12 protein-coding genes and 1 pseudogene are annotated in these 15,150 nt (G+C 47.0%); 9 read left to right on the top strand and 4 right to left on the bottom strand.

Annotated features, from left to right (window positions below):
* Positions 1 to 577: 577 nt before the first annotated feature.
* Both QUA03_RS03335 and QUA03_RS03340 read left to right on the top strand, forming a co-directional pair.
* A complete protein-coding gene (locus tag QUA03_RS03335) occupies positions 578 to 2,188 on the top strand; it encodes a glycosyltransferase family 39 protein (RefSeq protein ID WP_333209643.1) in 1,611 nt (536 codons plus the stop codon).
* A 9-nt stretch (positions 2,189 to 2,197) separates the two neighbouring features.
* A complete protein-coding gene (locus tag QUA03_RS03340) occupies positions 2,198 to 3,145 on the top strand; it encodes a hypothetical protein (protein WP_333209645.1) in 948 nt (315 codons plus the stop codon).
* 54 nt (positions 3,146 to 3,199) lie between these two features.
* Here QUA03_RS03340 and QUA03_RS03345 read toward each other — a convergent pair whose 3' ends face one another.
* The 4 genes from QUA03_RS03345 to QUA03_RS03360 form a co-directional block, all read right to left on the bottom strand.
* Positions 3,200 to 5,287 carry a hypothetical protein gene (locus QUA03_RS03345; protein WP_333209647.1) on the bottom strand — a complete coding sequence of 696 codons (2,088 nt, stop codon included), beginning with the start codon at positions 5,285 to 5,287 and terminating at the stop codon, positions 3,200 to 3,202.
* Positions 5,288 to 5,461: 174 nt separating this feature from the next.
* Positions 5,462 to 5,749, bottom strand: a complete 288-nt coding sequence (locus QUA03_RS03350; RefSeq protein ID WP_333209649.1) for a type II toxin-antitoxin system RelE/ParE family toxin — start codon at positions 5,747 to 5,749, stop codon at positions 5,462 to 5,464.
* Between the two features lie 6 nt (positions 5,750 to 5,755).
* The gene (locus QUA03_RS03355; protein WP_333209651.1) at positions 5,756 to 6,037 is read right to left on the bottom strand and encodes a hypothetical protein; all 282 of its coding nucleotides are present in this window, start codon (positions 6,035 to 6,037) and stop codon (positions 5,756 to 5,758) included.
* A gap of 70 nt (positions 6,038 to 6,107) precedes the next feature.
* Complete coding sequence (locus QUA03_RS03360; RefSeq protein ID WP_333209653.1) at positions 6,108 to 7,631, bottom strand: CHAT domain-containing protein; 1,524 nt, start codon at positions 7,629 to 7,631, stop codon at positions 6,108 to 6,110.
* Positions 7,632 to 7,859: 228 nt separating this feature from the next.
* Between QUA03_RS03360 and QUA03_RS03365 the strand changes: the two genes are divergently transcribed.
* From QUA03_RS03365 to QUA03_RS03390, 7 genes and pseudogenes are all read left to right on the top strand, one after another.
* Positions 7,860 to 8,078, top strand: coding sequence for a hypothetical protein (locus QUA03_RS03365; protein WP_333209655.1), 219 nt, complete (start codon positions 7,860 to 7,862; stop codon positions 8,076 to 8,078).
* A gap of 430 nt (positions 8,079 to 8,508) precedes the next feature.
* On the top strand, positions 8,509 to 10,461 hold the full coding sequence (locus tag QUA03_RS03370; RefSeq protein ID WP_333209758.1) for an FAD-dependent oxidoreductase: 1,953 nt from the start codon (positions 8,509 to 8,511) through the stop codon (positions 10,459 to 10,461).
* 314 nt (positions 10,462 to 10,775) lie between these two features.
* Positions 10,776 to 11,462 (top strand): methyltransferase domain-containing protein, encoded by a 687-nt coding sequence (locus tag QUA03_RS03375; RefSeq protein ID WP_333209657.1) that lies wholly within the window; start codon positions 10,776 to 10,778, stop codon positions 11,460 to 11,462.
* The gene (locus QUA03_RS03380) at positions 11,462 to 12,532 is read left to right on the top strand and encodes an aromatic ring-hydroxylating dioxygenase subunit alpha (RefSeq protein WP_333209658.1); all 1,071 of its coding nucleotides are present in this window, start codon (positions 11,462 to 11,464) and stop codon (positions 12,530 to 12,532) included. The genes QUA03_RS03375 and QUA03_RS03380 overlap by 1 nt, the downstream gene beginning before the upstream one ends.
* Positions 12,533 to 12,677: 145 nt before the next feature.
* Positions 12,678 to 12,809: pseudogene (locus QUA03_RS28975) on the top strand (transposase); the annotation flags it as partial.
* Positions 12,810 to 13,249: 440 nt separating this feature from the next.
* Positions 13,250 to 14,434: a TIGR03032 family protein gene (locus QUA03_RS03385; protein ID WP_333209660.1), complete on the top strand. Its 1,185-nt coding sequence runs from the start codon at positions 13,250 to 13,252 to the stop codon at positions 14,432 to 14,434.
* A gap of 76 nt (positions 14,435 to 14,510) precedes the next feature.
* The coding region (locus tag QUA03_RS03390) for an integrin alpha (protein WP_445304832.1) at positions 14,511 to 15,150 on the top strand (640 nt) is incomplete at its 3' end.

Below are 15,150 nucleotides of genomic sequence, written 5' to 3' on the forward strand. Positions count from 1 at the left end.
CGGCGGGTTTAATTTCCCGCTACTTTAACACAATTTTTTTGCGGTCTGGCAGCAGCAGCCGACTGAATCCCTGTTAGCTGAAATTATAGTTTTGTGGCCTCGCTGTCTTGCGTTTGACAACCAGTTATTTTTTTGGCACAGCCTCGGGATCTCAAAGCACATTTTCTCCGTGATTTATGCCACTGCCAAAGATATCCGCTCAATAATCCGGGATAAATCGCTCAACGATGCACCTCAAATGACGCAAAATCCTTCTTCCTGAGTGGGTAGTACGCCCCGAATTATGGAGCGGATACTGTCAAAGTATCCATTGATTCTCCGGGCGTCCAGGACGCATCAACCGAGTTTGAGGAATGCAAATACTTCCTTTTAGGCGCTCAATCGAAGTTAAAAAACCGGGTTTATGAGAGTAAGGAGTGCATCCCAGACGGTTTTAATTTGCGAGGAACACAAGTAAATGCCGTAAGTTATGGGAGGGCGATCGAACAACCTGTAGATTGGGCAATGCACTCGTTCTTTCTATGGTATGTTAAATTGAGGCGTACCATATATATTTTTTACACCATCTCTGACTGGGATGAAAAGAAAACTGCGGCTGTTAGTATTGGTATTATTGCTATTAGGATTTTTCTTTCGCTTCGTCAACATCGACAAAAAGTTTTATTGGTACGATGAAGCATTTACTTCCCTGCGGATTTCTGGATACACGCAAACAGAAGTGCTTCGTGAAATAAGCAGCGGTCAGTTAGTAGCACCAAAAGATTTAATGAAATATCAGCGCCTCAATGCGACAAAAAATTTTGGCGATACTGTTAAAAGTCTGGCAATAGAAGAACCTCAACTACCACCACTGTATTTTCTGGCAGTCAAGTGTTGGGCAAAACTATTCGGTGATTCTCCTGCGGCGATAAGAAGTTTCTCAGCTTGGATGAGTTTGTTAGCGTTTCCGGGTCTGTACTGGCTGTGCCGAGAATTGTTTGCACCGCCGGAAGTGGCGTGGATAGCCGTGGGATTGCTAGCAGTTTCTCCCTTGCACGTGCTTTACGCTCAAGAAGCACGTCCCTACAGTTTGTGGTCGGCGCTGATTTTGCTTTCTTGTGCGTCTCTGCTGCGAGCACTGCGGCTGCAAAACAAGCTGAGTTGGAGCATTTACGCAGTAGCCAATATTATGGGAGTTTACACTCATTTATTTGGTCTGTTAGTTGCATTAGGCCACGGAATTTATATCGTAGGAACTCACGGTTTTAGGTCGAACAAAAAGCTAGTGAGTTACTTGATCGCAATGGCTGTGTCGTTGCTAGCATTGCTGCCTTGGATGGTAATTTTACTGGTAAATAAAAGTGCAGCATCCGGGGCAACAAGTTGGGCTAATCTAAAAATTCAGAGACTATCAGTAGTTAAGAATTGGGCCGGAAATATCGGTCGCCTTTTTTTTGATGTCGGGCTAAGTTCTAATGCGATATCCGTAGAGCTTATTGGTTTAGTGGCAGCGACTTTAATTTTATTAACAATCGTAGGGTATGCAGTTTATTTTCTGTGTTCAGAGACGAAGAAACAGGTTTGGCTGTTTGTGGTGACGGTGATGGCGGTGACAGCACTGGCACTCGTGCTGCCGGATGTTATATTGGGAGGAATCCGATCGACTAAAGCTCGCTACCTATTTCCGACTTATTTGGGGATGCAAATCGCTGTGGCTTACCTGTTAGCAACTAAAATTACCGCGCTGGGTGTGCCAAGCTGGAAACGACAAATGTGGAAAGTTTTGACAGTTGTACTGTTAACGGGCGGGGTGCTGTCGAATGCCGTTAGTTCTCAAGCCGAGACTTGGTGGACTAAGGAATGGGGCCGGGAAAATCCCGAAATTACTCGCAGGATCGATCGTGCCCCAAAGCCGCTGCTTGTCAGTGATATCTCGGAAGTCAGTCTGGGAAATATACTGTCAATGAGTCATTTGTTAGAACCGAAAGTGCGGCTGCAATTGGTGTTGCTTGACCCGAAAGCGCGCCGTCGAGCTCAGTTGTTTGACAGACCAACTATACCCAATATTCCTAGCGGTTTTAGTGATGTTTTTGTCTACGGGCTATCGCAGAAGTTTAGTGCTAAGCTGGCTAAAATGCAAAACTTGAAAATCGAGCTGCTTTCAGAACAAAAAAACGAAACGCTGTGGCTAGGCAAGTTAGTAAAATAGTGAGGGTTTATGGAAGATTTTGGTGTTATTATTGCTTGCTGCGACCAAGATTATTTGTTAGCAAAGGGTTGCTGTGCTAGCATCCGATATTTCCTGGGAGATGTTCCCATCTGCCTGTTGATTGACGGTACGTTTTCCGTGAGTCCCCTAGAAAAAGTTTACGGAGTGCGCGTCATTAATCACGATACCGTCTCTGAGCCACTTCTGAGAAAAAGAAGCTTTGGTTGGGGAAAAAGTCATATGATTCCCTTTTGGGAAAGTCCTTGGCAAAATTTTCTCCTGATGGATGCAGATACAATTGTGTGGGGAGATGTCCTCAAATTGGCTAATTTTGAAGACTTCGACTTTATTATTGACCAGCCTTGTTACGATTACTCGGATGCGGATATCACGGAATTTTTCTTTGACATTCCGGGAGTCGAAAAGTATTTTCCAGATTTTCGTTGGCAAGACTATCGCTCTCGCTATGTCTGTCCAGGCACATTCTTTGGGAAACGAGGTGTTTTCAGCTTAGAGGAGTATAGAAAGATTCTGGATTTTAATGATGAACATCCAGACATATTTAAGTATGGAGACATGGGCTTTTTTAACCTGATGGTCTTCCGCGCCGCTCAAGAAGGCAAACTGCGGGTGCAGAATGTGGATATGCAGTTGTTGGTGCCGGATTTTGACCAGGATTTGCTGAGAAAGCAGTTTCCGGTGGAAGAAAGCGGGCCTGCAGTCGATCGTACTCAGGGGACGGTGATTCACTGGTGCGGCCCGAAGCCGACTTTATCTAGTCGGAAAGTTTACTCGGAACCGATGAATTTCTGTCGCCGCAAGTGCCAGGAAGATGTTTGGAACCGCACGGGTTTGGCTGCCGAGATGTCGCTGCAAGTTGAGGATTTACAGCGATTGATCTACGTGTATAAGAATAAGTTTAAGAAGAAGTTTCGGCAGTTGGCGGGAAGTAAGTAGGATTTTTTAACCGCAGATGTTAGCGGAGCAACGCGGATGCACGGGGATTTGAGCTTACCCTTCGAGGGGTAAACTTGGCCCTGCTGGGGGTAAAACTTGGCGGTGAACGCTTATTTTGTGGCTTTCCCGCTGAGTTTGCATTTCGACGGCGATCGCCTCAAATTCGACTTCCATGCAGCCGTAGGGAATCTCTAACTCGATACTTGCTCGAACATTTCCTAACCCGTTAGCTTTAAATTCGGTAATCCAGCGCGGCCCGTCGAGAATCAGGTAGGTTTGTCGATCGTACACCCAAACTTTTACATAAATCCGGGGCATTAATTCCGGGAGTTGCACTTGCACTTTTACAGCCTGGCCCGCGATGATTTCGGCGCGCGGCAATTCCAAAATCGGCATCGGTACTAACTCGTCTTCTGGCAAAACGTAGGGAGTTGGAGGAGTTACTTCTGCTACGAGAGTTGCGGTTTTTTGAGCAACTTGTTTCGGCTGCGGGGGCTCGTCAAAAACCACAAATTCTCTGGCTTCGGGGCTAGTAGATTTGGGATCGGAAATTGTTTCGCTGGTTTCGGGTTGCTGCTGGGTTGCGCTGCTTTCTTCCACAACTGCCATTTCGTCGCTGCTATTTGCGGCGGCTGTTGGATTTGGTGACAGGGTGGTGGCTTTGAGCCAGTCGGGGGATTCACCGTTGCTGGCTAAGGAACTCAGTCGCGACCAAAATCGACTTTCGACGTTTAAGGTTTGAAATGCCTGTTTTGTGGGCGCTGGCGGGGTTTCTGGGGCTGTTGTTTCTGGTTCGGGGCTGTTTTCGGGTTTTTGGTCGATCGCTCCGATTTCGGCTGTTTGAGTGGGATTTGGGATGTCTGAGGGTTTGGTTTGTGGGTCGATCGACTCTTCGGCAGTTCGAGGCGAATTGGAGATTTCCGACAGCAATTGCGATCGGCTGCTGTCGGGCAGTTTGTTACCGAATGCGGGCAATTCTAAACCGCCTGCACTTGGGGTGTGACGCGAAGCCAGTAGAGGGGGTAGGGCTTCAGTGGTTGGGACTTCGGCGGGGGAGGGAGGGTCTAAGGATTTTTCTACTAGCTTGAGGAAGGATATATTTTTGGCGCTTCCAGACGGTTTTGAGGCTGTTGGGGAGGGTTCAGCTTGATGCTTTTCTTCGATGAAATTGTCTTTAATTTCCTGTAGAAGGTGCTCTAAACGAGCTGTAATTGTGAATAGTTTGGTGGCTAGGGTGACGCCGCCGCTGCTGAGAATTGCTTCTCCTAAGATTAGGCGGCTTTTGCACTCGGTTGGGATGTAGGTGACGCAGGCAAAGATGCAGGGGGGAACTTGTTCTGGCATCGGCTGCTGGATTTCTGCGAGAATTTTTGAGGTTTGGGGGTCGCGCAGGTAAATTTGCAGTTGTGCTGAACCGATGAGTTGTTTGAGTTCTAGCGCTTCGGATTCGGGGATGAGAGTTGCTGTTTTTCTGCTTTGTTGCGGGTGTTGGGGAATGTCGATTTTGCCGGAAATGATTAAGGGGCGACCGAGTTGGGTGACGAAGGTTTCTTGATCGAGGACGAGCTCGAGTTTGACGTGCGGTTTAGGTTGGGCGGTTTGGGGAATTGGGAATTGGTAGATTTTGGTCTGCTGCGGTGCTGAATCGGCTGCTGGGCTTTCGGTTGGTGCGGGACGATCGACCTGTGCTGCAATTTGTGGTGCGGGGCGATCGACCGGTACTGCGATTTGTGGGGCTGCGGTGGAAGCAGCAGGTTCGATTTGGTCGATCGGCGGTAGGGGTTCGGAGGTTTCCGATTCTGCGGGCAATACTTCCAACTGAACGCCGTACTGCCAAGGTTTTAGGGGTGTTGATTGGGGATCTGGCAAGCAGGATAGTTCCCACAGTCCGGGTTTGAGCCTGGTGTAGGGAATGATCACGACTAATCCTTCGGGGTTGGTGCGGGCCGATCGGCTTTGGACTTTCCGCTGCGCTCCTTGGTCGAAGGAGGTATGGGTAACGCGAATTTCGATGTCGGTGTTGGGATGCTGAATGCGAGCAACCACGCGGTATTTACCTTCTAGAATTTCCACGTCGGAGGTTTCTAGGGGCAACCAGGCGCGATCGCCTTCTTTCTGTAGCAAAAATTCTAATTTTTTCATCTTTCTTTCCCCTTGAAGGCTCCCGCTTGATTCGTCACAGGTTGGTGGTGGTTTGTTGAGCGACAGCTACAGATATTAAATTACTTTATGTTGTACAGTTTATCACCTCGATCGGTCAAGAGTTACGTTCAGAATGATAGATAGGCATCGAGAAGTCGGCATTTGGCTCGATCGCTAAAATTGTCCTTCTATATCCCGCGATTGATGCAGGACTCTCACAATCTCGACTCTCTCTGGGAGAATTATATAGAAAATAATATAAGGTTTGACGGGAAAACTTCTCAATCCTGTGAGGAGTTCATTTCGCCCTCGCCCCATATTCGGAAATTGGGCAAGCATGGGAAAGCGATCTAGCAATCGCACCATTTGGAGATCGGCGCCAAGTTCGTCCTGCTGTGCCAGATAAATCCATATATCTTCTAAATCTTTTACCGCTTGCTGGGAAAGGCGATAGCGATTCACGGGTACTTACTCGTGTTGTAGGCGTTGTTGTCCGCGTTGTTTGATACTGAGGAGAAGATTCGGCAGAGAATTGTCATCGTACTCTGTATATTGTCCTGTCTGAAGCTGTTCTACACCGATCGCTATTTCCTGCTTAAGAGTTTCTCGATCGGCCTTTGTAGTGTCTGAAGTTTGATTTGGAGTTAGAAGTTTATGGATGAGGATGTGGCGCTCTTCCTCGGTGAGAGCGAGGATAATTTGGGTGAGGGTATCAATGAGTTGAGTGTTGATCGTGGCGGCTTCGGTCATATGCGATCGGAAAATGGTTGCATTAGAGGAGGGATAACGTTATTTTAACTTAGCCATTTTCAATCAGAATTCACCAAGGACTGCCGATAATGCTGAAAGCTGCCCAGTAGTAAGGATGGGATAAATCTTTGCTGTCGAGTTTGGGGATGGACGGGGGCAAGGGAATGTCGCCTCGGGCACTTCGCAGTTGACCGCCTTCGATCGTCACTTTGCCTTCGATCGCGGCAATTTGTGCTTGCCTGAGAGCTTCAGCTTTAATGATTGGAGGGTCGTTTAGCCTGCGGATTCTTAACTGCTGGTAAAACTCTGTCATCAGGGCGAGAGTCCCCGCATCGCTGACGTACCACAAGCTGGCGAGGGCTGATTTTGCTCCTGATTGCAGCGCTAAACCTGCAAATCCGAGTTCTGCTTCTTTGTCTCCCAAGGCGGTTCTACAGGCGCTTAATACTAATAGTTCGAGGGGTGGATTGTTCCATTTTAAATCTCTCATTTGATCGAGACCGAGTTGGGTGTCCCAAAATTGAATGTAGGAGTTATTTGGGGTTCCGGGGCGGAATTCGGCGTGGGTGGCAAGGTGGATGATTCCGTATCTTTGTTGCAGTCGCTGGGATTGCAAGTTTACTATGGTGAAATCTTCGTTGAGAAAGGATTGACCGGGCCACTGTCGGGCGATCGCGCTTAGTTCTAATGGAACTGCTGGCAGCGGTTCTTTGTTCGCCGTTTCGGCGAAATCTGATGCTCCCATTGCTAGAACTTGCACGTTTCTGAGGTCGGTGTAATTGCTGTCTGTGAGTTTGAAGGCGGGGATGCGCGAGAGGCTGTATTTTTGGATCAGAAATTGCTTTCCGTCGTGCATTGCTGCTAGGGGTACGGTTCGCAAACCTGCGCCGACGCAGAACAGCAAGGTTTCAATTTTTGCTGTTTGCAAATCGGTTTCTAGGGGTGCAATTATCCATTTGTAGAGTTGTTGGGCTGGTTCTAGATAGGTGGTGGTGTTGATTTTTACGGGGTTGGTGATTTGGCTACCTAATTCTTTGACTACTGAGAGCAGTTTCTCTTGTTTGGCTTCGGGGACGCTGCGGTGAATGGGCGGGCGATCGGGCAATATTAAGATTAATTCTAGTTGGTCGGTGCGGGGTATGGCGTAAATTAAAGCTGGTTTTTTCTTTGTTTGAACTGCTAGACGGGAGAGAGTTTTTGATATTGCTTCGGCGGTTTTCGCACGGGCTGCAAAGTCTTGTTCAAAGTATTTTTGATAGTCTTCTTCCCAGTTTTGTTCGATTCTGGTTACGGCTTCGGTGAGGTTTCCCCGATCGAGCAAATTTCTCATTTCTTGCCCGTTAAGCCCGCCCTGGCCTGTGTTTTGGGCAATTGTAGCGAGGTTCGCGGTACTCCAGCAGAAAAATATTGCTATCAAACAGTAAAAAATAGCTTTTGTAATTTTTTTCTGAGTCGTGTGTTTTTGGCGTTGCTGCTGGGATTGGTAGTGCATGATTTTGGGGCGGTTAAGGGCGCCGTTGGCGGCAGCAGTTGGCAAAAGTTTGGATGTGGGTGAATTTTGACTGTGCTGGCGATCGCGGCACAAGTCTAGCATTCAAGACCAACCCCCAATATCTACCGTAGGGTGTGTATACCAGCACCAACCGACTCCCCGCACCAAGAAATGCGCGATTTATGTAAAAGTTTGTAAATTATTCAGAAGTTTTGCATAAACAGGACTTACTACGCAAAAACCCGGTTTCTTCACGTAGTAAGTCCTGTTTTTTACCTAGCAGCCAGGTGCATTTAACTGAGATGTTGCACCATTCTCAATAATCATTTTATGAACAGGCTTTCCGGCCTGTTCTTAAGAAGAGTGCAAGATGTGAGTTTAACCGGCATTACCTCTACGGGCGTCTTTGACTTTTTGCGGCACATCCGCACTGCTCAATTTGAATCGGGTTGGGTCTTGTTGTTGAATGAGGAATATCATGAATCGAGCGACCATATATTGAGTAATATTAGCAAATATATTCTCTGTATTTACTTGTTTTTAAAATAGTTAGGTTTTTCGCTCCAACTTACTTAAACCTCAACAGGTTAATTGTTTTGCCTCGGATATCTACGCGGTTATTTCGTACAATTTGTCGAGACTGCCTTTAGCCTAAGATTTTGCCTGAAAATCTCCTATTTTTTTATAATCATTGGCGGCGGTTGCCAAGAGTTGAGCAACATAAATAAAAACACTTAATTATTTAGAGAATTTTACGCTATGCGGTCGATCGCTTTTTCCTTGTTGATTCTTGCTTCTCTCCTAGATAACTGAAGCCTTCTTGCTTCCACTATACATTGTGTGCGATCGCACCGTGCCAAGTGCGATCGCGATCCAATTGGGGGATGTGTCTTAGTATTTCTTCACATATCCTGATTTCGGTCTATGATATATGCCTTATGGCGTATTTGTGTTTAAAGCCCGTTACCGCGTACCGCTGATGAGTCAATCAACCAATTCACCGCTATCCCAACCATTTTCTCGAAGAACCGCCCTCAAATTCCTCGGAGTCGGTGCCGCCGGCGGGCTGCTGGGCTATTCTCGATTTTCCAAGCCAGAGCCCACCGTTTTTGTGCAAGATTCTCTTGACTTGCCACGAATGCTGAATCAGCGCAAAACCGTTGCAGTTGTAGGCGCAGGCTTGGCCGGGCTCGCCTGTGCTTACGAGCTCTCCCAGCGGGGTTTCGCCGTAACATTGCTCGACAAATCGCCCCAACTCGGTGGCAAAATTGCGAGTTGGCCGATACAAGTCGGGAACGAAACTTTTATGATGGAACACGGTTTCCACGGTTTTTTTCCGCAATACTACAACCTCAAAAGTGTTGTTGAAGAACTAGAAATTACCGATAATTTTGTATCTTTAGAATCCTACGCCGTTGTGTTTCGAGACGGCAAATACAAACCCGAAGTTTTCCGTCCCAACCATTCAGCTTTTCCCTGGAATATAGTTGATTTGGGGATATCTTCTCCTAATCGGCTCAAGTGGGGAATCAATCTGACAAAACCTGCTCACTGGGAAGTCTTTCGAGAAATAGGCGGCTTTCAAACTCAAAAAACTTTCGCTCGCCTCGACAATATATCCGTTGCCGACTGGGTAAAAGGTGAATTCCCGCGCGGACTTTATGACTTGTATTTTCTGCCTTTTGCCAAATCCAGCCTCAACGCTCCCGACGAATTGAGCGCGGGAGAATTAATGCAATTTTTCCACTTTTACTTTTTCGGAAATCCAGAGGGTTTGGCCTTCAACGGCACGCGGCAAGATATGGGTACGAGTTTGGTCCAGCCTATTGCCAGATCCATTGAAAGCAAAGGTGGCAAAGTATTGACAGATGTCGCAGTCAGTGAGATTCGCTGGGAAAACGGCAAGATTGATTCTCTGAGTTACCAGTCTGGAGACGTGCAAAGTAAAATACCTTTTTGGGTGAAGCGAAACGCGCTATTAACTGACAGCAACTCTACCGAATATTTCGGCGCTGGGGACAGCGTATTTGCGGCCGCACCCTCGGGAAAAGAGGCAATTTCTCTGAGCTGCACTCACCAAGGCTGCACAGTTCAGAAACAAAACGACGGTCAATTTCACTGTCCTTGTCACGGGGCAGTTTTTGATGCCGAAGGGCGAGTTGTCAGCGGGCCTGCTCAGCGGGATTTACCTCGATTTAAGGTAGTATATGAAAAAGCAGATGAAATACAGTTAGTAGCAGCGGTTAAGCAATCGCAGCCGCAAAATTTGGCGGAAACATTGAAGGCTGATTACTATGTTTTTGCGGCCGATGTTCCGGGGATGCAGCATTTGTTTAGTTTGGCCAGCGGTGAGGTAAATCCGCAGGTGCAGAGCCGGATAGAGAGCTTAAAAATAGCAGATCCGTTTGCGGTGGGCCGTTTTTGGTTCGATCGCGAATTTCCGTGGGAACACAGCAATTTCAGTTCGCTTTCCGGCTACAAACTGACTGACAGCATTACGCTTTACCACCGAATTCAGGATCAATTCATCGAGTGGAATCAGAAAACTGGTGGTAGTGTAGTGGAATTACACGCTTATTGTTACAAGGAGAAGGAATTTCCGAATCAGGAAGTTTTGCTGGCGACTTTTGAGCAAGAATTGTACGAAATTGTACCGGAATTAAAAGAGGCAAATATGCTGCACCGGGAATTGGTAAATCAAAAGAATTTCTCTGGATATCCGCCCGGTAGTTATGCGGAACGCCCGGAGACTTGCTGCGCTGTACCTAATCTTTTGTTTGCGGGAGATTGGGTGAAAATGCCGTTTCCTTGCGGTTTAATGGAAAGGGCAGTGAGTAGCGGTTTGTTGGCAGCTAATGCTATTTTATATCAAGAGGGTTTGCAGAGGCGATCGCTCTTGACGGTGAATCCCGAAGGCGTGTTAAAAATCTAAGCTTGGCAGTGGGGGCGGGTTTTATAAATCGTCAATTATCGGCTGCTATTCTCGGTGAAACCCGCCCCCTGTCATACCATTTTAGATTTTAGATTTTAGATTTTAGATTTTAGATTTGAAGAAATGGAAATCACTGATTCAATAAGGGTTTAGAGGTTTCCTACACTTGCATTATTTTTTTAAGATGAGTTACGGTTTGTGGGTGTGGTTTCCTTGAGAAGAAAAGGCAGAGCTTGCGAATTAAAAAAATATCTGCGTTAAGCGGGGCGGATATACGGTTAAAATATTATTGAATCAGTATAAAGCAATAATAGATGCTGAATAGTAACTTCAAAATTCGCAATAAATCTGTAACGTTTGATGCTTTTGCAACAGAATACGATTTCGCTGCCACCTTGCAAAACCAGAACGATTTCTTTACTAACAACCTATCGGCCAGCAAAGGTGCAGCATTAGATATTGGCTGCGGTTCGGGAATTCTTGCTTTTGAATTAGCCAAGTATTACGATAATGTAGTCGCCGTCGATTTGTCAGCAAAAATGCTAGATATAGCCAGTCAAAAACGCTCAGCCCCCAATATCGAATACATCCAAATGGATGCCAGTCAATTAGCGCTCGATCGCCAATTTGATTTAATAGTTAGTGCTGCTACTTTTCACCACCTGCCCAACCTCCCCGCCGCCCTCGATGCAATTAAAAAAATGTTAAATCCGCACGGAAAAATTGTCTTTTTAGATAATATTTCGGAGGTCGAAACACCTGCTACAATAGGCTACATATTAGGTGCTGCAAGAGATTTTAGACCCGACTGTTCCACCTACGGATTTCGCAATGCTTTAAGATTATTAAAATTTCGATTGTCGCCTGGGTGGTTGAAGCATTTAGCTAGCGATAGGTATTTATCAGAACGGAAATTTAGAAAAATTTACGGTCGTTGCTTTCCGGGCTGTTATTTTGTAAAATTTGGTTGTTTTATGGGCGTAATTTGGGAACATTTATAATGCAAAACAACGCGATAAAATCAGAATCTGCAAGGGAACAAAAAACTCACATCCGCCAGTTGGGCATTAATCTCGATCGCTGGTATGCAATCGCCCGCAGCAGCGAGGTGCAAACTGGGCCGCTAGCTGCGAAAATTTGGAATCGGGCGATCGTACTTTTCCGCGACAGTTCTGGCAAAATCAACGCTTTAGAAGATAGATGTCCGCACCGACAAGTTAAACTCAGCCATGGCAAAATTAAAGGCAATTTAATCGAGTGTGCTTACCACGGATGGCGGTTAAATGCAAGGGGAGAATGTGCCGAAGTCGATTATTTAGCAGAAAATCAAAAGCTACCTAACTGCAAAATTCGCTCCTATCCAGTGCAGGAAAAAAACGGTTTTATCTGGCTGTTTCCCGGCGAAGAAATGCAAGCCGAAAAAATAGATTTACTGGATTTGCCCGAGTGGGAACATCTCAATTATATTGCCACAGTTTCAGCCATCGACTGTCAGGCACACTATTCATTTTTAATTGAAAACTTGATGGATATGTACCACGGACACTTGCACGATGATTGGCAAGCTTGGGCAAATCCAGTGTTAGATACTTTAGAAGAAAACGAGCATCAAGTAACTGCTCGCTATCAGGCACAAAGTTATTACAAAATAGATAAAATTTGGTCCATTTCTCAGTTATTTTTTAAATCTCTGCGCCGACTGCACCCGGAACCCCTGGAGGTGAGTTATGTTTACCCGCACTGGGTTTCAACTTTGGGGAGCGATTTTAAGATTTACTGCTTGGTTTGTCCGGTGAGCGAGACAGAAACTCGCGCTTATTTAATTCATTTTACCTCATTAAATGGGTTTTGGCGGCTGCACAAATTGCCGATTTGGTTTCGCAGGTTTATCAAAAATCGTTGTTTCGGTGCTGCTCAAAAGTTATTAGATGGTTTGGTGCGGCAGGATGTGTTAATGATTGAAGAAGAACAGCAGGCTTTTTTGCAGAATTCAGAAATAAAGAGTTACGAATTAAATCGAGCTTTAGCCAGCGTGCAAAAGTTGATAAGAAGTCAGGCAGAAAATGGATAATTCAGTCACAGATTGAAACCTGCGGCGGGACGAATGAACCAGCCTGCATAGGCTAGGGCGTGTTTTCTTGCCTCGTTGTATCCTAGAAAATAGGCGAGCAAGCTGTTAACGCTCATTAACCCTTGGAGACTTCAGCAACGAACAGTGCGATTCGTTAAAACCGCTACTTCCACCACTGAAACCCCGAACAGGTAAACCCGATCGCGACCACCGACAAGTGGTGAACAGCATTCTCAGGATACTCAGAACTGTTGCCCCGTGGCGATACCTGCGGTGAACGTTATGGTTCGTGGGAAAGCATCGCCACACGGTTTTATCGATCGCAAAAAGCTGATATTGGGCAGCAAGTCTTTTATGAAGTCAGTGAATTTGTTCAGGTGAACTCGTGAAAAACAGATGAAGTTTTATACATTTACAGCTTGGAGTGCGATCAGGTATATTTTTTATACTGAGGCAATAAATAATATTTTTGGCAGATCACAAGATGGAATTAATCAATTGATAGGCGACTTGTTTTGAGGGTATCGCCCTGGCTGCCCCAAGCTCACCTCGGCTTGTGAAAGAAAGCACCGATCGAGCTTAAGACCGAATTCAAGAGGCAATCGAGGTCACGGGGGGACTCAATGAGTCAGTCCAAAGCATTCCTGAAGATAGGATCGCTAATTTAGGCTGCTCATCACGTGACTCCATGAACCACGTACACATAGATATTGAACTATGTCATATATGCCAAATAGCGATCGCACTCCACAATCTACCGCAGCTTCCTCTAGTAATTTCCCACAGGCAGTAGGTACAGCCGCCACACCCACTTTTGAAATCAACGCCTCTCGGCAGTTCACTTCCTGGTTAGCTTCACAAAATCTCAGTTTAGTTTTCACCACCTATCAGGCGGGGAAGGTCTTTTTCATTGGATTACGACAAAACGGGGAACTGTCGGTATTTGAACGGACATTTGAACGGTGTATGGGATTGTATGCCCACAACAGCAGCCTGTATATGAGTTCGCTGTATCAAATGTGGCGGCTTGAAAATGCCCTAGAACCCGGACAAATAGCGGATGGCTACGATGCCGTTTATGTACCGCAAGTGGGGTATATCACCGGAGATTTAGATATTCACGATCTAGTGCTGGTTGAACCCCCCCAGCCCCCCAAGCTTCGGGGGGACCAACAAGTTGAACCACAATTTCCCTCCCTTAATAAGGGGGGGTTAGGGGGGGTAGTCTTCGTCAATACCCTATTTAGCTGCCTTGCCACAATTAGCGAAACGAAAAGCTTTGTCCCCTTGTGGAAACCGCCGTTTATTTCCAAATTAGCCGCAGAAGACCGATGCCATCTCAATGGTTTGGCGATGCGAGACGGTCAACCCCGTTACCTCACCGCAGTGAGTCAGTCGGATGTGGCGGATGGCTGGCGGGATAAACGCAAAGATGGCGGCTGCGTGATGGATATTAGCATTAATCAGGCGATCGCCACAGGCTTATCGATGCCTCACTCACCCCGTTGGTACAAGGATAAACTGTGGTTGCTCAATTCAGGTCGTGGGGAATTTGGTTATCTAGACCTGGAACGGGGAGTATTTGAAGCGGTAGCCTTTTGTCCGGGATATCTGCGGGGTTTGAGTTTCTGTGGTGATTTTGCCGTGGTGGGGATATCCAAACCCAGGCACAACAAGACGTTTTCCGGTTTGGCGTTGGATGAGCAGTTACAGGCAAAACAGGCCGAAGCCCGATGTGGACTGCTGGTGATTGACCTCAGAAGTGGGGATATCGTCCACTCGTTACGCATTGAAGGAGTTGTAGAGGAATTATACGACGTGCAAGTCTTGCCAGGAGTGCGGCGACCGATGGCAATTGGGTTGAAAACTGACGAAATTCGCCGCGTGATCTCGATCGGCTAAAGCAAGAAAACCGACTTCTCAACAGAAGTTGGGATGTGAAAACTTTCAACTAACCTAACAAGGAAGAACTAACACTATGTTTGGACCAACCTTCAACCTCTCAGACCTCAACGGCAGCAACGGCTTTGCGATTAACGGCATCGCGGCGGATGACAACTCAGGCTCGTCGGTCAGCAGCGCCGGGGACGTCAACGGCGATGGCTTTGAGGACCTGATTATCGCGGCAAAATATGCCGACCCCAACGGCATCTTTAGTGCAGGGCAAAGTTATGTGGTGTTTGGCAGCAACAGTGGCTTTGGTGCGGGTCTCAACCTGTCAACGCTCAACGGCAGCAACGGCTTTGCGCTTAACGGCATCGCGGCGAATCACTTCTCAGGCTCGTCGGTCAGCAGCGCCGGGGACGTCAACGGCGATGGCATTGATGACCTGATTATCGGGGCAACAAGTGCCGACCCCAACGGCATCACCAATGCAGGGCAAAGTTATGTGGTGTTTGGCAGCAACAGTGGCTTTGGTGCGGGCCTCAGCCTGTCCACGCTCAACGGCAGCAACGGCTTTGCGATTAACGGCATCGCGGCGAATCACTTCTCAGGCTACTCGGTCAGCAGCGCCGGGGACGTCAACGGCGATGGCTTTGATGACCTGATTACCGCGACAAGAAGTGCCTCCCCCAACGGCATCACCAATGCAGGGCAAAGTTATGTAGTATTTGGCA

It is taken from the genome of Microcoleus sp. S36b_A4, from assembly GCF_036700645.1.
Classification (GTDB): Bacteria; Cyanobacteriota; Cyanobacteriia; order Cyanobacteriales; family Microcoleaceae; genus Microcoleus.

Bases quoted from the DNA above. Each gene is read 5' to 3' on its own strand.
- QUA03_RS03335 (WP_333209643.1), top strand. From the start codon at position 578: ATGAAAAGAAAACTGCGGCTGTTAGTATTGGTATTATTGCTATTAGGA.
- QUA03_RS03340 (WP_333209645.1), top strand. From the start codon at position 2,198: ATGGAAGATTTTGGTGTTATTATTGCTTGCTGCGACCAAGATTATTTG.
- QUA03_RS03345 (WP_333209647.1), bottom strand. From the start codon at position 5,287: ATGAAAAAATTAGAATTTTTGCTACAGAAAGAAGGCGATCGCGCCTGG.
- QUA03_RS03355 (WP_333209651.1), bottom strand. From the start codon at position 6,037: ATGACCGAAGCCGCCACGATCAACACTCAACTCATTGATACCCTCACC.
- QUA03_RS03360 (WP_333209653.1), bottom strand. From the start codon at position 7,631: ATGCTAGACTTGTGCCGCGATCGCCAGCACAGTCAAAATTCACCCACA.
- QUA03_RS03365 (WP_333209655.1), top strand. From the start codon at position 7,860: ATGAACAGGCTTTCCGGCCTGTTCTTAAGAAGAGTGCAAGATGTGAGT.
- QUA03_RS03370 (WP_333209758.1), top strand. From the start codon at position 8,509: ATGAGTCAATCAACCAATTCACCGCTATCCCAACCATTTTCTCGAAGA.
- QUA03_RS03375 (WP_333209657.1), top strand. From the start codon at position 10,776: ATGCTGAATAGTAACTTCAAAATTCGCAATAAATCTGTAACGTTTGAT.
- QUA03_RS03380 (WP_333209658.1), top strand. From the start codon at position 11,462: ATGCAAAACAACGCGATAAAATCAGAATCTGCAAGGGAACAAAAAACT.
- QUA03_RS03385 (WP_333209660.1), top strand. From the start codon at position 13,250: ATGTCATATATGCCAAATAGCGATCGCACTCCACAATCTACCGCAGCT.